This is a genomic window from Bifidobacterium indicum, from assembly GCF_036987015.1.
GTDB classification, from domain to species: Bacteria; Actinomycetota; Actinomycetes; order Actinomycetales; family Bifidobacteriaceae; genus Bombiscardovia; species Bombiscardovia indica.
Genome location: NZ_BTXM01000001.1, coordinates 1,394,386 through 1,412,745 on the forward strand (window position 1 = coordinate 1,394,386; position 18,360 = coordinate 1,412,745).

Annotated in this window: 16 protein-coding genes; 9 read left to right on the forward strand and 7 right to left on the reverse strand. The window is 62.9% G+C overall.

Features of this window, described 5'->3' with window-relative positions:
- Positions 1-152 precede the first annotated feature (152 nt).
- The 4 genes from AACP59_RS06100 (at position 153) to AACP59_RS06115 (ending at position 2,875) form a co-directional block, all read left to right on the forward strand.
- A complete protein-coding gene (locus AACP59_RS06100; RefSeq protein WP_339350314.1) occupies positions 153-644 on the forward strand; it encodes an inorganic diphosphatase in 492 nt (163 codons plus the stop codon).
- Between the two features lie 233 nt (positions 645-877).
- Positions 878-1,324 (forward strand): DUF3290 family protein, encoded by a 447-nt coding sequence (locus tag AACP59_RS06105; protein WP_297315987.1) that lies wholly within the window; start codon positions 878-880, stop codon positions 1,322-1,324.
- 3 nt (positions 1,325-1,327) lie between these two features.
- Complete coding sequence (locus AACP59_RS06110; protein ID WP_297315988.1) at positions 1,328-1,972, forward strand: DUF421 domain-containing protein; 645 nt, start codon at positions 1,328-1,330, stop codon at positions 1,970-1,972.
- Between the two features lie 273 nt (positions 1,973-2,245).
- Entirely contained in the window at positions 2,246-2,875 is a 630-nt protein-coding gene (locus AACP59_RS06115; RefSeq protein ID WP_297315989.1) for a manganese efflux pump MntP, read from the forward strand.
- Between the two features lie 134 nt (positions 2,876-3,009).
- On the opposite strand, the gene AACP59_RS06120 is transcribed toward AACP59_RS06115, so the two are convergent.
- Entirely contained in the window at positions 3,010-3,828 is an 819-nt protein-coding gene (locus tag AACP59_RS06120; RefSeq protein ID WP_297315990.1) for a hypothetical protein, read from the reverse strand.
- A 209-nt stretch (positions 3,829-4,037) separates the two neighbouring features.
- Here AACP59_RS06120 and AACP59_RS06125 point away from each other — a divergent pair, with 209 nt between their 5' ends.
- From AACP59_RS06125 to valS, 4 genes are all read left to right on the forward strand, one after another.
- Positions 4,038-4,898 (forward strand): winged helix-turn-helix transcriptional regulator, encoded by an 861-nt coding sequence (locus AACP59_RS06125; protein ID WP_297315991.1) that lies wholly within the window; start codon positions 4,038-4,040, stop codon positions 4,896-4,898.
- Between the two features lie 106 nt (positions 4,899-5,004).
- The gene (nth, locus tag AACP59_RS06130; protein ID WP_339350425.1) at positions 5,005-5,637 is read left to right on the forward strand and encodes an endonuclease III; all 633 of its coding nucleotides are present in this window, start codon (positions 5,005-5,007) and stop codon (positions 5,635-5,637) included.
- A gap of 26 nt (positions 5,638-5,663) precedes the next feature.
- Positions 5,664-7,235: an ABC transporter substrate-binding protein gene (locus AACP59_RS06135; RefSeq protein ID WP_297315992.1), complete on the forward strand. Its 1,572-nt coding sequence runs from the start codon at positions 5,664-5,666 to the stop codon at positions 7,233-7,235.
- Between the two features lie 52 nt (positions 7,236-7,287).
- The gene (gene valS, locus AACP59_RS06140) at positions 7,288-10,020 is read left to right on the forward strand and encodes a valine--tRNA ligase (RefSeq protein ID WP_339350317.1); all 2,733 of its coding nucleotides are present in this window, start codon (positions 7,288-7,290) and stop codon (positions 10,018-10,020) included.
- 108 nt (positions 10,021-10,128) lie between these two features.
- Here the strand turns inward: valS and AACP59_RS06145 are convergent, their stop codons facing one another.
- Entirely contained in the window at positions 10,129-10,482 is a 354-nt protein-coding gene (locus AACP59_RS06145; protein ID WP_297315994.1) for a chorismate mutase, read from the reverse strand.
- Positions 10,483-10,617: 135 nt separating this feature from the next.
- A complete protein-coding gene (gene rho / locus AACP59_RS06150; protein WP_297315995.1) occupies positions 10,618-12,540 on the reverse strand; it encodes a transcription termination factor Rho in 1,923 nt (640 codons plus the stop codon).
- A gap of 181 nt (positions 12,541-12,721) precedes the next feature.
- Between rho and AACP59_RS06155 the strand changes: the two genes are divergently transcribed.
- The gene (locus AACP59_RS06155; RefSeq protein WP_297315996.1) at positions 12,722-13,408 is read left to right on the forward strand and encodes a TetR/AcrR family transcriptional regulator; all 687 of its coding nucleotides are present in this window, start codon (positions 12,722-12,724) and stop codon (positions 13,406-13,408) included.
- Here the strand turns inward: AACP59_RS06155 and AACP59_RS06160 are convergent.
- From AACP59_RS06160 to gatB, 4 genes are all read right to left on the reverse strand, one after another.
- On the reverse strand, positions 13,374-14,963 hold the full coding sequence (locus tag AACP59_RS06160; RefSeq protein WP_297315997.1) for an NAD(P)/FAD-dependent oxidoreductase: 1,590 nt from the start codon (positions 14,961-14,963) through the stop codon (positions 13,374-13,376). The genes AACP59_RS06155 and AACP59_RS06160 overlap by 35 nt on opposite strands.
- Positions 14,964-15,217: 254 nt before the next feature.
- A complete protein-coding gene (locus AACP59_RS06165) occupies positions 15,218-15,532 on the reverse strand; it encodes a DUF2469 domain-containing protein (RefSeq protein WP_297315998.1) in 315 nt (104 codons plus the stop codon).
- Positions 15,529-16,635: a GNAT family N-acetyltransferase gene (locus tag AACP59_RS06170; RefSeq protein WP_370465989.1), complete on the reverse strand. Its 1,107-nt coding sequence runs from the start codon at positions 16,633-16,635 to the stop codon at positions 15,529-15,531. Before AACP59_RS06170 ends, AACP59_RS06165 begins: the two co-directional genes overlap by 4 nt.
- A gap of 209 nt (positions 16,636-16,844) precedes the next feature.
- On the reverse strand, positions 16,845-18,344 hold the full coding sequence (gatB, locus tag AACP59_RS06175) for an Asp-tRNA(Asn)/Glu-tRNA(Gln) amidotransferase subunit GatB (RefSeq protein WP_297316000.1): 1,500 nt from the start codon (positions 18,342-18,344) through the stop codon (positions 16,845-16,847).
- Positions 18,345-18,360: the final 16 nt, after the last annotated feature.

The window sequence follows — 18,360 nt, forward strand, 5'->3', positions numbered from 1 at the left end:
CCATGGACCTCGAGTATGACCGGAGGAATCGGCAGGTTCCCCTGAGCCGGAGGAATGTGGTCGAATGTGCGCACGACTGGTTATGCTGTGTATGAGATACAACCGATTCGGCCGAGCCCGCGTGGCCACGGCCAGACAAAGGAGACAGGACTATGGCAGAGACCTTCAACGTGCTGGTCGAGATTCCCCGCGGTTCGCGCAACAAGTATGAAGTCGACCACGACAGCGGCCGCATCATGCTGGACCGCACCCTCTTCACCTCCATGGGGTATCCCGATGACTACGGCTACATCGAGGACACCCTGGGCGAGGACGGCGACCCCTTGGACGCCCTGGTCATGATTCCGAACTCCGTCTTCCCCGGCTGCGTGGTCGAGTGCCGCGCCGTGGGCCTCTACCACATGGTCGACGAGGCCGGCGGCGACGACAAGGTGCTCTGCGTGCCTGCCGACGTGCGCTTCGACGACATCAAGGACATCGAGGACGTCTCCGACTTCCACAAGCGGGAGATCAAGCACTTCTTCGAGCAGTACAAGGCCCTGGAGCCCGGCAAGGAGGTCATGCCCGGCGACTTCTGGACCAACGCCGAGGCCGCCGAGACCGAGATCAAGGCGGCCCGCGAGCGCCTGGCCAACCAGAAGTAAGGCCCAGGACCACTCGAGCGCCGGATGGCATCCTCTCGATAGGGACCCAAACCACCAGGAACCAGCTCCGATGGGAGTCACCCCGGCAGGAACCCTTCCGATAGGGACATTCCTGCCGGGGTTTTCCGTACACGGCGGACCGGGCGGGAACCGGCCGCCGCAAATCCGACGATCCCCTGCCGGGCCGTCTACCATGCATAAGTGAGAGATGCCCGGAACGGCAGGGAGCCACTATGACCTTTTATACCTATACCTACCTCAAGGGGGGCCAGACCGACTGGCGGCTGATCAAGATAATCGTCATCGTGGTACTGGCCCTGGCCTTCCTTTTCTTCCTGGTCATGTACGCCCGACGCAAGTGGGACCGTAAATACAAGGACCTGGCCATCATCCTGGGCACCCTGCTCCTCCTGGCGGCCGCGATCCAGTACAGCGACTACACCAATCTGCGCACGGCCAGCGTCCAGAGCGGCCAACTGACCGTCGTCATCGAGAAATCCGCGGCCAAGCTGGGAGTGGACCCTCGGACCATCAGCATCAACGACACCTCCCGGAACAACGACATGATCATCAAGACCCCCAAGGGCTACTACACCCTGGTCTTCAACGGTTCCGGTTCGCAGTTCCTCCTGGAGAAGGCCGACCTGTACCAGCCCGATGTCACCATGATCGGAGAGTAACCCATGGATATCAATTTCTACGTGAATGTGGCCCTGAAGCTGATCGTCGGCCTCCTCTTCATCACCCTCCTGATCAACGTGACCGGCAAGGGGAACCTGGCCCCCACCTCGCCCATGGACCAGCTGCAGAACTACGTTCTGGGCGGCATCATCGGCGGGGTGATCTACAGCAACTCCATTTCGATGGCCCAGTACATCGTCATCCTCCTGATCTGGGCCACCCTGATCCTCCTGACCCGCTATGCCAAGACCCACATCCACGTCGTGGGGAAGTACATCGACGGGGAGCCCGTCACCATCATCAAGAACGGGAAACTCCTGGTGCAGAACTGCCTCAAGGTCAACCTGACGGCCAAGGAGGTCGACTTCAAGCTCCGCACCCAGGGCATCAACGACATCCGTGATGTCAAGCGGGGCATCGTCGAGCAGAACGGCGGCCTGACGATCATCTCCAAGGAGGACGAGGACGTGCGCTATCCGGTCATCCTGGACGGCCGGGCCAACCCCGACGTGTTGGACATGATGGGCAAGGACGACGACTGGCTCATGAAGAGCCTGAACGAAAAAGGGATCAAGAAGGTGTCCGACGTCTACATGGCCAGGTATCAGAACGGGAAGCTCTACGCGGTCTCCTACCGGGACAAGTAGGCGGCCAAGCGTCGGGCCGGGACGCACGCTGGTGGGGACTGGATGGCATCGGATGAAACGGCCTGTGGGCACAATCCTGAGGGTCTTGCCATACCCCATATCGGGTGCCTATAATATAGCTTCATATTTCATGCGTGGCATGTGAACAGCATTCAGCGAATTCAAAGCCGGTTATTCGGCAGTTCCGCTGTCAACGCACCCGAGGCGTAGGCGGGTTCGAGGAAACCTGGTCGAGGCCCATCCCGTACCGGGATGAACGTATCGAGGAATGCTGTGTTCATCAGACTTATACTGATAGCCTTGGGCGTATCCGCCGATGCCTTTGCGGTCGCCATAGGCAAGGGACTTTCCGTCCGCAGGCTCGAGGCCCGTCACCACTGGCTGGTGGGGCTCTGGTTCGGCGGATTCCAGGCCCTCTTCCCCCTGATCGGTTACTTCGCCGCCTCCCTCCTCCAGGACTATGTAACGGCGGTCGACCACTGGATCATCATGGGATTGCTGGGCATCATCGGCATCAACATGATCCGCGAAGCCGTTTTCGATCCGGACGATGAGGGTGAACCCGGGCAGGAAGATACCAAACCGGAAGAGCCTGGCCGGCAGGGAACCAGACGGAGGGCACAGGCCAGGGAACCCTTCTCCTGGAGGAGCATGCTCCCCCTCTCCATCGCCACCAGCATCGATGCCTTCGGAGTGGGTGCCAGCCTGGCCCTGATGAACGTCAACATCTGGCTGGCCGTCCTGGTCATCGGGGTCGTGACGGCCCTGGCCTCAATACTTGGCCTGCGCATCGGCAACCTCTTCGGGGCGCGATGGCGCAAGCCGGCCCAGATAGCGGGCGGCATCATCCTGATTGCCTTGGGTGTCCAGATATTCATGGAGCACCTGGGCATAATCCCCTAAGACAGAACAGAGATTCCAAGGCGAAACCAGGTATCCTGGGATGAAACCGAAGGCTCCAAGACGGGACAGAGGGTCCGGCTTGAGGGCCTGAAGCAGTCCGACCGACAGGAATCAACCTGCAGGCTGAACCGAGGTCAGACCAGGAAGTGCAGCGCCGTAATGGACAGCATCACCAAGGCACCGGAGAGCATGACCGGCACCAGGGCCATTCCGAACCAGGCAGGGCCACCAGTGCGGTCTGATGATCCAACCTGATAGGCGGAGGAAGTGTCCTGGTCCGTGCGACCGGACCTGCCGGCCTTACCGGACTCATCGACTAGACCGCCAGCCAGATCCCGCCCCCACTGCCAACCGGCAAGGACCAAACCGACCAAGAGGACCAGACCCACCACCAGGGTCAGTATTGCAGGCAGGGGGGCAGAAGCAGCCGCCCTGGCGAAGAGGGAGCAGAAGGCCGGAAGGAAGACCCAACCCGAGGCGCAGACCACCGCCAGACCGGACAGGGCCGTGGCGGAGATGCCTCGAATCACCATCCGACGATTCTTCCGTGCCATCTGCCGGGCGAACATGACCACGGCCAGGATGGTCAGCAGGACGGCCGAGGACTCCAGCCAGAGCCTGGTCAGGGGCCAGACGGCATCCAGGTCGGCCCCATCCCCCCTGGACACATCCAGGCCGACGGACCTTGGCAGAAGGAAGATGAGGGCCATCGATATCAGACCCAGCAAGGCACAGATGCCCCTATCCGGGTCGGTGGGAATGCCAGGTCCGGCAAAGGGCCAGCAGGCGAGCAAGGCAAGAAGGGCAATCACCACCAGGAGTATCTGCATAATCCTGGCCGTGGAGGGAGATCCAAGCACCCAGGTCACCAGGGCCGGCAGAACCAGCAGGGCGAGGGTCAGCAGCTGGGCAGGAATGGGGGCCTTGCCCCCGGTCCGCTTGACAGCATCCACTACACATCCTCCTGTCCGCCGGATTCGGCAGGTTTCGTTAGGCCGGTCATCACCGTCAATCCTATGCCAGTCCCCTCCCGGGGGTGACAGCCGGGCGGAATACCATATATCGAATGACGAGACCGGCGATAAGCCTGATTGTACAATGATGGCAATTGTTCATCTTGTTCGCATAGAGTGGACGACAGGCAACGAAGGAGGGTGGGGGCATGACCGATCTGACGCTGATGACTTTTGCCAGTGATCCGGCAACCGTTCTTCCGGCATTGGCCCTCCTTTCGCATCGCGTCAGGGTCCTTCCCCTGGATGCCGCCTCCCTGGTCAAGATGCCCGAGGACACGGTCCTTTTTATCGATGCCAGCGACGATCTGGCCAGCGCCAAGACCATCTGCAGCCTGATTCGCGCCTCGGGTCTGTCGACCCCGATCATCCTGGTCCTGAGCGAGGGCGGGTTCACCGTGGTCAACGCCCAGTGGGGGGTGGCCGATGTGGTGGTCCAGACCGCCTCGCCTGCCGAGGTGGAGGCCCGTCTGCGCCTGGTCCGCCAGCGCGACACCTCCCAGCCCCAGACCAGCCAGCATCAGCAGACCACTGATGACCAGGTGCCCACCGGCAGGGTCCGCTCCGGCGACCTTGTGGTGGACACCGAAAGCTATACGGCCCGGGTCCATGGCAACCCCATCGACCTGGCCTACAAGGAGTTCGAGCTGCTCAAGTACCTGGTCCAGCACCCGGGCAGGGTCTTCACCAGGGCCCAGCTTCTCCAGGAGGTTTGGGGCTATGACTACTACGGTGGCACCCGGACCGTCGACGTGCACATCCGCCGCCTGAGGGCCAAGCTGGGCGGCGAATACGAGCACCTGATCGGGACCGTGCGGAATGTGGGCTACCGGTTCGACCCGCCTGAATCGGCAAAGACCGGCAGGAGCCAGACACAGGCGCAGGACAGGGAACAACCCCAGGACCAGTCGCAGTCATCAGATCGGAAAGGGCAGGTGCCGGAGCCCAAGCCCCTGAAACCCCAGAGGGGCAAGCCGCGGGATAAGAAGCCGGGCGACAGTGACCAGTAGGAGCGAAACCCGCAGGAAAGACCCCGGCAAGGGAGACACCCACCAAAGCGGCACCGGCAGGAAGCGGGCCGGTGGAAGAGAATCCAAGACCGAGCGTCTGACCAGAATGCATGCCGAGTACGAGATTCTCCGCCAGGTATATCCGGAGGCCTATTGCGCCCTGCACTTCCACAACCCCTTCGAGCTCCTGGTGGCGACGGTCCTCAGCGCCCAGACCACCGACAAACGGGTCAACTCGGTCACCCCGGAACTCTTCGGCCGCTACCCCGACCCGGCAGCCTTGGGCGGGGCCAACCCCCTTGATATCGAGGACATAATCCACTCCGTGGGCTTCCATCACGCCAAGGCGGAACACCTGGTGGGGCTGTCACGGATGCTGGTGGATGACTTCCATGGCGAGGTGCCCGAGACCATGGAGGAACTCACCCAATTGCCCGGGGTGGGCAGGAAGACGGCCAACGTGGTCCTGGGCAATGCCTTCAAGATCCCCGGCTTTCCGGTAGACACCCATGTGATCCGTGTCACCGGACGTCTGCGCTGGCGGACGGACTGGCGCAGTACCCACCCGGACCCGGTCAGGATCGAGCACGAAATCTGCGACTGCTTCCCACCCGAGGATTGGACCAACCTCTCCCACAGACTGATCTTCCACGGGAGACAGACCTGCCATGCCCGTAAGCCGGACTGTCTGAACTGCCCCCTGGCCACGACCTGCCCGAGTGCTGAAATCCTGGCCTGACCCGCCACCCCGTTAGAATCGAGTGCATGGCAGAGCATACAGGCAAGGACATCAGGGCCGGCATCATCTTCATCCTGGTGCTGGTGGTGCTGACCACCGGCGTCTACCTGGCCTGGCCCCTGATCACAGGTCAGGGCAGCCCCCGCCTGAGTGGTCTCAGATCCGGCGATACCATTCGCATAGCCGCCCGAGAGGCCCCGCAGTCCCTTGATATCCGCACCGAAGAGGGCTCGCCTGCCGACCAGGCCCTCATGGGGAACGTGTATCAGACCCTGCTCGCACCGGACCCACAGGGAAACCCGGCACCCGGTCTGGCCCAGAGCTGGGACGTCTCCGCAGACGGACTCATCTACACCTTCCACATCCGCACCGACGCCCGTTTTTCGGACGGACGTGCCCTGGACTCCTCGGATGCCCTCTGGTCCCTCCAGCAGATTGTCGAGAAGCAGTACGCAGGGCACGAGTGGCTGACCAACCTGTCCAGGGTCAACAACCCTGCACCCACCACCCTGTCCATCGGACTGAACAGACCCGACGCCCATCTCCTGACTGCCCTGACCGGTCGGGCGGGCATCGTGTATGACCGTCACGCCCAGGTGGACTACTCCACCGAATCAGCCGGTTCGGGACCTTACAGGGTCAAGGACTGGCAGCCGGGCATCTCCCTGACCCTGGCCAGGAACGAACACTATCAAGGACCGGACAAGGCCAAGACCGACACCGTGGTCCTGACCTACGACAGGTCCCGGGATGCGAGTGCCGTCAAGCAGGTGCAGGAGGGGAACCTCGACGCCATCGTCGATCTGCCCCCGGCCGATGCCACCCCCGCCAAGGAGGCCGCATCCAAGGAAGGGAAGACCAAGACGGGAAAAGGGGTCAAGCTCCTCAACGGCCCCAGCCAGAGCAACCTGGTCCTGGCCTTCAACAACAGCTCCGGATCCCTCCTCTCCGACCAGCACGTGCGCGAGGCCGTCCGCTACGCCTTGGACAGACAGAGCCTGGCCGACCTGGAGGCGGGCGGAGCCAAGCCCCTGGGCGGCCCCCTGAACGAGATGAGCCCGGGCTTCGATGCGGGACTGCAGGCCTTCCCCCACGACACGGACAAGGCCTCCCGGTTCGCCTCCTACTATGCCCAGCCCTATTACCGGGGCGGGCTGCGCCTGGTCTACCAGGACACTTACGGAAAGCGGATCGGCGACCTGATCGCCTCCCAGCTCAAGGAGGTGGGCATCCCCAGCAAGGTCACCATGGTGGACCGCTCAACCTTCCGCGACCAGGTGCTGGGCCGCCACGACTACGACATGACCCTCCTGACCATGAACAACGACCAGATCGGCCAGTTCGCGGACCCCAACGCCACCATGCTCTTCGACAACCGCGAGGTCCAGGATGCCTGGATCCAGGTGATCGGCTCCACCAGCCAGGACCAGTACGCAAGCCGTCTGGGTGGCTACGCCCGCCAGGTCAGCGACCTCTCCCCCAGCGACTGGCTCTATGCCCGCACCCCACAGGTCCTGACCTCCTCCAAACTCCAGGGGATGCCCCGGACCATGGTCGACCAGTACCTGCCCCTGTGGAACCTGGAGGTCAAGGACTGACCCGCCCGCCGCGGTCAGGGGCCTTGTCATTGTTCGTCCATAAAATGCTGGTATGTCTGCTGAAAACCAAGGAATCGTCAACGCCAGCCTGGCCCCCCTGCCCGACAGGGTGGGTGTGGACGGCCTGGAGGAAAAATGGTGCCAGGACTGGGAACGGTCCGGGGTCTACCACTTCCGCAACACCCGTGACCGCAGGTCCGTTTACTCCATCGACACCCCCCCGCCCACGGTGTCGGGCCACCTGCATGTGGGGCATGTCTTCTCATACACCCACACCGACGTCATCGCCCGCTTCAAGCGCATGCAGGGCTACGACGTCTTCTACCCCATGGGTTGGGACGACAACGGCCTGCCGACCGAGCGCAGGGTCCAGAACTACTACGGGGTACGGGTCGATACATCCCTGAAGTATGATCCAGACTTCAAACCGCCTTTCCACGGCACGGACGGGAAGAAGATCAGCGCCAAGGACCAGGTACCGGTCTCCCGGCAGAACTTCATCGAGCTCTGCGAGGAACTGACCGCCGAGGACGAGAAACTCTTCGAACGGCTCTGGCGCTCCCTGGGGCTCTCGATCGACTGGTCGCAGACCTACCACACCATCGGTGACCACCCCCGCCGGGTGGCCCAGAAGGCCTTCCTACGCAACCTGGCCAGGGGCGAAGCCTACCAGCAGGAAGCGCCAGGACTCTGGGACGTGACCTTCCAGACCGCCGTGGCCCAGGCCGAGCTGGAGTCACGCGAGTACGACGGCTTCTACCACCGGGTGGCCTTCCGGTTCCAGGACGGCACCCCCATCTACATCGAAACGACCAGACCCGAGCTCCTGGCCGCCTGCGGCGCCCTGATCGCCCACCCGGACGACGAACGCTACCAGAAGTACTTCGGTCAGAAGGTCTACTCCCCCCTCTTCAAGGTCGAGGTCCCCATCCTGGCCCATCCGGCCGCAGAGATGGACAAAGGCGCCGGCATCGCCATGTGCTGTACCTTCGGCGACGTGACCGACGTCCAGTGGTGGCGTGACCTGAAGCTCCCCACCCGGCCCATCATCCAGCGCAACGGCCGGATCATCATGTCGGTACCGGACTGGATCACCGACCAGGGCGGCAGGGAGATCTTCGAGCAGACCGAGGGGAAGACCACCTTCTCCGCACGGAAGATCGTCGTGGACGCCCTGAGGGAGGTCGGCGACCTGGACGGCGAGCCAAAGCCCACCAAGCGCATGACCAACTTCTACGAAAAGGGCGACAAGCCCCTGGAGATCGTCACCTCCCGCCAGTGGTACCTGTGCAACGGAGGTACCGACAGGAAGCTCAACCAGGAGCTCCTGGAGCGGGGCAGGGAACTCGACTTCCACCCCGACTTCATGCGGGTCCGCTACAAGAACTGGGTGGAGGGACTGAACGGCGACTGGCTGATCTCCCGTCAGCGTTTCTTCGGCGTTCCCTTCCCCCTCTGGTACCCGGTGACCGAGGAGGGCGAGACCGACTACGCCCACCCCATCACCCCTGCGGAGGACAGGCTCCCCATCGACCCCAGCACCGATGTGCCCGAGGGTTTTGAGGAATCCCAGCGTGACCAGCCCAACGGCTTCACGGCCGAGAAGGACATCATGGACACCTGGGCCACCAGCTCCCTGACCCCCCAGATCGTGACCCACTGGGCCGAGCCCGGCGAGGAGGACCAGGCCCTCTTCAAGGCCACCTTCCCCATGGACCTGCGTCCCCAGGGCCAGGACATCATCCGTACCTGGCTCTTCAGCTCCATCGACCGTGCCCACCTGGAGAACGGATGCCTGCCCTGGAGCAACACCACCCTGTCGGGATGGATCCTGGATCCGGACCACAAGAAGATGAGCAAGTCCAAGGGGAACGTCGTGGTCCCGGATGAACCCATCAGGAAGTATGGTGCCGATGCCGTGCGCTACTGGGCCTCCTCGGCCCGGCTGGGCCTGGACGCCACCTACGACGAGGGGCAGATGAAGATCGGCCGCCGCCTGGCCGTCAAGCTCCTCAACGCCACCAAGTTCGCCCTGGCCATCGGCCGGGAGGACGAGAACCACCATGTGGCGGATTCAGCCAGGACCACCTGGGACCCGGCCGATGTGACCGTGCCCCTGGACCGTGCGGTCCTGGCCGGCCTGGCCCGGGTGATCGACCAGGCCACCCAGGCCTTGGAGTCCTATGAGCACTCCAAGGCCCTGGAGACCGTGGAATCCTTCTTCTGGGACTTCTGCGACAACTACATCGAACTGTCGAAGAACCGCGCCTATGGCACTGCGGATGCGACGGGGAGGACACCCGACCGGGGCCAGGTGCTCAGCGCCAGGACCACCCTGGGTCTGGTTCTGGAGGCCCTGGACCGTCTCCTGGCCCCCTTCCTCCCCTTCGCCACCGAGGAGGTCTGGCAGTGGATGCACCAGGGCGAGGGATCCGTACATCGGGCTTCCTGGCCCCTTCCCGATGCCTTCAGCCAGGCGGCCCAGGGCCAGGACCCGAGCCTGCTGACCTGGGCCGGCACGGCCCTGGCCGCCCTGCGCCGCATCAAGTCAGAGGCCAAGGTCTCCATGAAGACACCCATTCTCTCGGTCTCCCTGGCAGTGGCCCCCGAAGGGAAGGAAGCCGTCAGGTCCGCCCTGGACGATGTGGCCGAGGCCGGGCGTGTGACCGGCGACCTGACCCTTGTCGAGGAGACCCCAAGGGCCGAAGCCACCGAGGAGGACACCGGTCTGCACGTGATTGCCAGCCAGCTGGGCGAGCCGCCGGCAAAGAAGCCCGGGAAGTAGGCATCTTCCCGGCACATGATTGATTAGGGTGCGGGGTTGGCCGGTAAGGATTTCTTATCGGCCAACCCCGCACTCATATGAAGCCCCTGAAACCAGGAAAGAACAAGGTCAGTGTTCTTCGGCACCGGCGCGCAGATGAAGCCTCTTGGCGGCATCGGCCACCAGATGGAGATAGGCCTCGGCCAGGTCCGGGTCAAGACCACTCTCCTTGGCCAGACCCCTCAGGCGGGCGACCTGTTGGGTCTCACGGCGTGAATCGGCCGCCCCAAAACCGGCCCTGGCCTTGAGCCTTCCGATCCTGCCGGTCACCCGGAACCTCTCGGCGAGAATGTGAACGACCGCCGCATCGATATCATCGATGCCGTCCCTGAGTTCCTCGACCTCCCCGGCGCAATCGGCAACCACCTGATTCTCGGACTTCACCTGGTCATGGATCGTCGTTTCTGATTCGGATTCACTCATATGCCCCAGTCTATCCGACCGGCGGGGCGGGTACAGGCCCTCATACAAGAACCGTCCTCGCCCATGCCTGGTGCATGGACAAGGACGGCAGAAACCGGCGGGGGCGGAAAGGATCAGCCCAACCGGGCCCGCATATTACTTCTGGTTCAGCATGGATTGGTTGATGGCGGCCAGGAAGTCACGGTTGGTGGCCGTCTTCTTCAGGCGGGGCACCAGGGTCTGATAGGCCTGTTCGGTCTCCATGCCACCCAGGAGACGACGCAGCCGGTAGACCACGGCCAGCTCTTCCGGGGCGGTGATCAACTCCTCTCGGCGGGTGCCGGAGGCGTTGATGTCGATGGCCGGGAAGAGCCTCTTGTCGGCCAGGTCGCGGGTCAGTCTGAGCTCCATGTTGCCGGTGCCCTTGAACTCCTCGAAGATGACCTCATCCATCTTGGACCCGGTCTCCACCAGGGCCGAGGAGATGATGGTCAGGGAGCCGCCGTTCTCGATGTTGCGGGCGGCGCCGAAGAAGCGCTTGGGCGGGTAGAGGGCCTGGGCATCCACGCCTCCGGACAGGATCCGTCCGGAGGCCGGGGCCGCGATATTGTATGCGCGGGCCAGACGGGTCATGGAATCCAGGAGGACCACCACATCCTGGCCCAGCTCCACCAGACGCTTGGCGCGCTCTATGGCCAGCTCCGCGACCGTGGTATGGTCTGTGGCGGGGCGGTCGAAGGTCGAGGAGATGACCTCGCCCTGGACCGTGCGCTCCATGTCGGTGACCTCCTCGGGGCGCTCGTCCACCAGGACCACCATCAGATGGACCTCGGGGTTATTGGCGCTGATGGAGTTGGCGATGGACTGCAGGGTCAGGGTCTTGCCGGCCTTGGGGGGCGAGACGATCAGGCCACGCTGGCCCTTGCCGATCGGGGCCACGATATCGATCAGACGGCCGGTGATGTTCTTGGGCTGGGTCTCCATCCGCATGCGCTCCTGCGGGTAGAGAGGGGTCAGCTTGCTGAAGTGGGGCCGGTCACCGGCTTCCTCGACGCTCATACCGTTGATGGTGTCGATGGACTGGAGGGGGACGAACTTCTGCCGCTGGTTGCGATGGTCGCCCTCACGTGGGGGTCGGATGGAACCATGCACGGCGTCGCCCTTGCGCAGGCCGTACTTCTTGACCTGACCCATGGAGACATAGACGTCGTTGGGGCCGGGCAGGTAGCCGGAGGTCCGCACAAAGGCGTAGGAGTCCAGTACGTCGATGATACCGGCCACGGGGACCATGTCCTCGGGCTTGAAGTTCTCACGGCGCTCTTCACGGGGTTCGAAGTCACGCGCATTGCGCCGGTTGTTGCGGTTGTTGTGCCGGTCATTGCGGTTGCGGCGCTCGGAGGGGTTGTGCCGGAAGTCCCGGCCCTCATCACGGCCCTCATCGTAGGAACGCCTGCGCGCGTGGTCATTGCGGGAGGGCAGGGCGGCCAGGATGTCATCCAGGTTACGCACGTTCCCGTTGTCATGTTCCTCGTTGTGTTCAGGTTCCTGCTCATGCCCACGCTCGTTCCGGGAACGGTTGGTCCGGTTGCCACGCGGGGAATCCGAGGAACGGTGGCGGCGACGGGAGATGACCACGTCCTCCTCGTCAGCCACGGAGTGGGGGAATCTTCCCTCACGAGCGCCATGGCCATCCTTGTGGACGGCGGCATTCTCATCGATGCCCAGAACGTCGAAGAGATCACCGACCTTCTTCTCGTCCTGCTTGTCGGAGGTCTTCTTCTGCCGTGATGCGACGGGCCCGGACCCCTTCTTGCCGGTCTCCTCGTCGGAACCACCCTGGACCCTACGCCTGGAAGACGCTTCCGTTTCGGACTTGGGGGCGTCCTGCTTGGCCGGAACCGCGGACTCCGGAGTCCGGACGGTGACGCCTGCCGGGGCCTGACCGCCGGATCGGGCGGCTTCTATGGTCTCGATCAGGACCGGCTTACGCATGGTGGAAATGCCGCGTAAGCCCAACTGCCTGGCCAGTTCCTTGAGCTCAGGCAGTCTCATAGAATGTATATCTTGGCTTGTTGCCACTGTTGTAATGCCTTTCCTACGCCATGCCTAAAACCAGGCAAATAGCTTGAGAATATGCGGGTAAACCGCTCATGAAAGCCCGACGCTGACTCAGCAAGCCGAACTGAATATAAGAATACAACGAGGCCCGGATTCCCGCAAGCACAGCCCCAGCGTGTCATAAGGCCGTAGACTAGCCATTGTGAGCGAGAGAAAAACCATGCGCGAGGATCGACGGCAGGAGTTCGTGGATACCGCCTTGCAGGTCTTCGAACGACAGGGTGCGGCAAATACATCCCTGCGCGATGTAATCGGGGCCATGAACGACGGCAGGGGCGTCGGAATGAGCGTCTTCTACTACTACTTCGAATCCAAGGACGACCTGGTCAACGCCTGCCTGACCTCATACTTCGACCGCAATGCCCGGGAGGTCATCACCGTCCTGGACAACCCCTCCCTTGATGTGCAGGAAGCCCTGGACGGGATTGCCGTACCGCTCGTTGATGTGATACGGAAACTGTACGAGATATTCGCCGAGAAGGAGAACTGGTACAACTACCTGGGCACCAACCTGAACCTGGTCAACGGGTTCCTGTCGATGATCATCACCCACCTCACCCATGCCCTGGACCGCTGGTTGGAGCAGGGCGACCTGCCCCGGACCAGACTGACCGATGCAATCGACACCACCACTCTGGCCTGGCTGCTCGCCAACGTAACGGCATCGGTCATCAGCAACGGGAAGGCGGCACTCGATCCCTCAGAGAAGTACGAAACGCACACGGCCCTCCTCACGGAGACCGTGGCCGTCCTCTCCCAACTCCTGGATTACCCCCTGGAGGTTCCCCGGGCGGTTACTTCTGTTCGTGGTATGACTGCTCGGTGTTGACATTCCAGACGTTGGTCTTGTCGGTCCTGCCGGACCTGATGTTCTTGACTGCCTCCATGGAGGTGGCCATGGAGTGGTCCTGGTTGTTGTAGTGGTGCTGACCGTTGCGCCCCACACAGTAGAGATTGCCAAAGGAATCCAGCCATTTGACCAGTTCGGGCATCTGGGTGTAAGTGTCGAAGTAGGCCGGGTAGGCCTTGATCACACGTTCGCGGTGGGAATCCATCACGTCGGTGGGACCGTTGATGATACCCATTCGTGTCAGCTCCCTGATGGCGAAATCGGTGGTCTCCTCATCGCTCATGTTCCAGAACTCGTCACCCTCCTCGCAGAAGTACTCGAGGCCGATCCAGACGGTGTCGTCCACCTTCTTGACCATGTAGGGGCTCCAGTTGTTGAAGATCTGTATACGGCCCATCTTGTAGCCCGGGTCCTGCACGTAAATCCAGCAATCCGGCACGATGGGAGGGTTGCCCAGGGTCTTCATCTTCGTGGTGTTACGGATGCGCAGGTGACGGATAAGCAGACCGACCGTGACGAAATCGCGGTAGGGCAGACCGTCGGCGACGCGGACCATCTCCTTGTCGGTGGAGGTGTCCTCATGGGCGATGGCCCGGACCAGGTCCCTGATGGGCATGGATGAGATGACCTGGTCGGCCCGGAGGGTCACCTCACGGCCGTCGGCGTTACGGTAGACCACGGAGGAGATGTGTCCGTCCTCCTGGTTCAGCCCAACCACCTCGGCCTCGGTGATGACATGGACGCCATGCTCGACGTTGCGGCGTTCCACGGTCTCCCAGAGTTGACCGGGGCCCAGCTTGGGGTACCAGAATTCCTCGATCAGGCTGGTCTCGACCTCGCGGGAGTCACGTTTCCTGGGCAGAAGCTTCTGGAAGGCGTTCTTGAGGACCCCCATGATGCTCAGGCCCTTGACCCGCTGGGCACCCCAGTCGGCGCTGATCTCGCGCGGGTGGCGGCCCCAGAGCTTCTCGGTGTATCCCTCGAAGAACATGGAGTAGAGCTTGCGACCGAAGCGGTTGATGTAGAAGTTCTCCAGGTTGTCTTCGGGCAGCTTGTGGACCAGGGTTTTCAGGTAGCTGAAACCGGCCTGCATGGTCAGCTTGAAGCCCATGGCCCGGAGGGTCTTGGTGGACAGTGAGATGGGGTAGTCCAGAAAATGATGGTTCCAGTAGATCCTCGAGACGCGGTGACGCTTGAGCATGACCCTGTCGGTCTGCTCGGGGTCGGGCCCGCCCGGCTCCAGGTCGTGGTGACGCCCCAGCTTCTTGTCATCGTAGGAGGGTGCGCCCTGGAGGGGGAGGACCTCCTTCCACCAGTCCATGATCCGGTCGTCCTTGGAGAAAAAGCGGTGGCCGCCGATGTCCATGCGGTTCCCGTTGTGCCTGACCGTGCGCGAGATACCGCCGAAGGTATCCGTGGCCTCCAGGACCGTGACGTCGTACTTGTCGTCCCCACCGTCCTTGACCAGCTCCCACGCAGCGGTCAGCCCCGCAGGACCACCGCCGACGATAACCACGGACTGCTTGCGCGCCATGCCAACCTCCTGAAAACCGTACAAATCATGTTCACTCTAACCAAGGCACCCGAACCGAGGGGTGAATATCGACTTCCCACACGATTTCTAGCCATTATGGGACTCCCCGCACATCCGGGGAGAACATGCGAATCACCTCGCAGGGACGGACCGAGACGCTCCGGGAGGGGCACCATGCACCTGCCAGATGCCCAACCCCCGCCCTTTTCCATGGGCATGTACCTTTGATCCGGTGCGGGACAAAGGGTTCGGGCTCAGGAGAGGGAGTCGGGAATATCAATGTCGGTCTTCTGAACCTCCTCAACATTGACATCCTTGAAGGTGACGATACGCACATTCTTGACGAACCGGCTGGACCGGTAGACATCCCAGACCCACGCATCGGTCAGACGGACGTCGAAGTAGACATCCTGGCCGGCCGAGCGCACATTGAAGTCGACCTTGTTGGCCAGGTAGAAGCGCCGCTCGGTCTCGACCACGTAGGTGAAGAGCTTGATGACGTCGCGGTACTCCCGGTACAGGGCCAACTCGGCATCGGTTTCGTAGTTGTCGAGATCCTCGGCGCTCATCGGCCACCCCCATTGGAACGGTCACGACCGTGACCGAGATTTCGCCACCAGGCCTGCTTGGACCCCTTGGCCTTTGAGGACCCATAGGCCCAATCGGAGGAGTCGTGCCCCTCGCCCGCTTCGGAATGATCCGCTTCGCCCTTGTCTGCTTCGGACTCGTCAGCACCAGGCTGGACCCCTGCCTGGGCGTTGGGGTTGCCTACCGCTTGGGTGGGTGCCGACTCCCCGGGACCCGAGGTTTCTGCAGCCTGTTCCGCCTGGGCTGGGGAGGCGCTGCCCGACTCGGCATCGGCAGACGAGAGGTCATCCCCGGCCGGGTCTCCCTGGCCGGTCACATCCCCCACCAGGCCTGCCCTGACCTGGGATGCATACCGCTGCGCCTCGGAGGCGGTCATCCGCCTTCCATCCTCGGTGGTGTATCCGTGGGCTATCAGGGACTGGGCCACTCCCGGATTCTCGTCGATGACGTGCATGCCGAATGCGTTCAGGGACTGGATCGGGTCGTATTCGTCGGCCAGGGCATCCATGACGATCTGGTCCTGATACTTGCCGTTCTCGATGTCCCAGAGGGCGTCGCGGGAGGTGCCCGAAACCATGAAGCCCAAGGATTGGTAAACGGAGATGGACCGGGTGTTCTTCTCTGGAACCGCCACCCATATGCGATGAAGCCCCAGACCCGTGGGCGCGGCCGCATACCCATAGGTCATGACCCTGGGCATGGCATCACGGGAGTATCCGCGGCCCCGGTAGTCCTTGCCCAGCACCACCTGGATCCGGGCCGAACAGGACCAGCCGTCCACGTCGATCAGGAAGATCATGCCGATGACCCCGCCGGTCTTGTCGGCATCAGGCGAACCATCCAGATCATGGTCCGCATCGGTCATCATGGCCCAGGCCAGGGTGCGCCGGGACTCGGGGTCTCCCACGCCGGACTCCTTGGGGGCCAGTCCCTTGGACCAGGCCACCGACCTGCGGACCCAGGCGTTGACGACGGCACGCTCGGCCTGAGGACCCTTGCCGGTGATGCCCGTCGAATTGTAGAATGCCTGCAACTGGTCCATGGCGGTCAGATCGGAGATGACCGCAGGCCGCAGATGCACCATCTCGCCGCGAATAAAGGGAATCTCAATACGGTCAGGCAGCTGCCTGTCCTTGAGACCCTCGGGTTTGATACGTTCCGTCCGCGGTTCCTCACTGCCCTTGCCGCTAGTCGACATCACGTCACCTCCATGACCGCCACCTTGCGATGGCAATCAATTCTACCCTGCGCCCCTGGGAAAACCATGGGAATCCCCGAGGCGCAGAATGATGGTCACTGGGCGATGCGCTGCATGACGATCTTGCTGACCGCCTTGGCATCGGCCTGGCCCTTGGTGGCACGCATGACGGCACCAATGATGGCTCCCATGGGCTTCATGTTGCCGCCCTTGAGCTTGGCCACGATATCGGGGTTGTCCCTGAGGGCCTGATCGACGGCTGTATCCAGGGCACCATCGTCCGAGACCACCTGGTAGCCATGCTTCTTGACGACCTGGGCGGGACTGCCCTCTCCGGCCAGCACTCCGGAGACCGTCTGCTTGGCCAGCTTGTCGTTGAGCCTGCCGTCGGCGATCAGCCGCTCCACATCAGCCACATCCTGGGCCGAGATGGGAAGCTCGCGGAGGGTGACGCCACGGGAATTGGCCTCGCGGGAGATCTCCCCCAGCCACCACTTGCGGGCACCGGCGGCCGTGGCACCGGCCTTGACGGTCTCCTCGATCAGATCCACCGCGTCGGCGTTGACCGCGTCCTGCATCTGCCGGTCGGTGAAGTCCCATTCCTGCTTCAGCCGGGCCCTGCGTTCACGTGGCATTTCGGGCATCCGGGCCCTGAGCTCCTCGATGTGCTCACTGGTCACATGGACCATGACCAGATCAGGGTCGGGGAAGTAGCGGTAGTCGTTGGCGTCGGTCTTGACCCGGCCGCCGGCTGTGGTCTGGGTGGACTCGTCCCAATGGCGGGTCTCCTGGAGAACCTCGCCACCGGAATCGAGCAGGGCGGCCTGGCGACGAATCTCATAGATCAGGGTCTTCTCGATGCCCTTGAAGGTGTTGACGTTCTTGGTCTCGGACCGGGTGCCCAGGGGGGCGTCGGGGCCGGCATGGAGGGAGACGTTGACATCGGCCCTCATGTTGCCCTGCTCCATCCGGGCATGGGAGATGTTCAGGGCTCGCACGATGTCCCTGATGGCGCGCACATAGGCACCGGCCACCTCGGGGGTGCGCTCTCCGGCGCCCTCGATGGGCTTGGTGACGATCTCGACCAGGGGCACACCGGCACGGTTGTAGTCGACCAGGGAGTGGTCGGCACCCTCGATACGGCCGTCGGCACCACCCAGGTGGGTGTTCTTGCCGGCATCATCCTCGACGTGGGCGCGCTCGATGGGCACACGGAAGATGGACCCGTCATCCAGCTCCACGTCCAGGTAGCCCTGACCGTTCAGGGGCTTGTCGTACTGGGAGATCTGGTAATCGCGGGGCATGTCCGGGTAGAAGTAGTTCTTCCGGGCGAACTGGCTCCACTCGTTGATCTTGCAGTGCAGGGCCAGGCCGAGCTTGACCGCGTAGTCGATGGCCGTCCGATTGACCACCGGCAGGCTGCCGGGCAGACCCAGGGAGACCGGGGTCAGCTGGGAGTTGGGCTCGCCACCGAACTCGATGTGGGCCGGGCAGAAGAGCTTGGTGTTGGTGGAGAGCTCGACATGGACCTCCAGGCCGAACACCGGGTCGTACTTGGCCACGGCATCGGCGTACTTCATGAGTTTTTCAGCCATTATGATTCCGTTTCCT

Coding starts and splice junctions, on each gene's coding strand:
- AACP59_RS06100 (WP_339350314.1), top strand. CDS start 153: ATGGCAGAGACCTTCAACGTGCTGGTCGAGATTCCCCGCGGTTCGCGC.
- AACP59_RS06105 (WP_297315987.1), top strand. CDS start 878: ATGACCTTTTATACCTATACCTACCTCAAGGGGGGCCAGACCGACTGG.
- AACP59_RS06110 (WP_297315988.1), top strand. CDS start 1,328: ATGGATATCAATTTCTACGTGAATGTGGCCCTGAAGCTGATCGTCGGC.
- AACP59_RS06125 (WP_297315991.1), top strand. CDS start 4,038: ATGACCGATCTGACGCTGATGACTTTTGCCAGTGATCCGGCAACCGTT.
- nth (WP_339350425.1), top strand. CDS start 5,005: ATGCATGCCGAGTACGAGATTCTCCGCCAGGTATATCCGGAGGCCTAT.
- AACP59_RS06135 (WP_297315992.1), top strand. CDS start 5,664: ATGGCAGAGCATACAGGCAAGGACATCAGGGCCGGCATCATCTTCATC.
- valS (WP_339350317.1), top strand. CDS start 7,288: ATGTCTGCTGAAAACCAAGGAATCGTCAACGCCAGCCTGGCCCCCCTG.
- AACP59_RS06145 (WP_297315994.1), bottom strand. CDS start 10,482: ATGAGTGAATCCGAATCAGAAACGACGATCCATGACCAGGTGAAGTCC.
- AACP59_RS06160 (WP_297315997.1), bottom strand. CDS start 14,963: ATGGCGCGCAAGCAGTCCGTGGTTATCGTCGGCGGTGGTCCTGCGGGG.
- AACP59_RS06165 (WP_297315998.1), bottom strand. CDS start 15,532: ATGAGCGCCGAGGATCTCGACAACTACGAAACCGATGCCGAGTTGGCC.
- AACP59_RS06170 (WP_370465989.1), bottom strand. CDS start 16,635: ATGGTGCATCTGCGGCCTGCGGTCATCTCCGATCTGACCGCCATGGAC.
- gatB (WP_297316000.1), bottom strand. CDS start 18,344: ATGGCTGAAAAACTCATGAAGTACGCCGATGCCGTGGCCAAGTACGAC.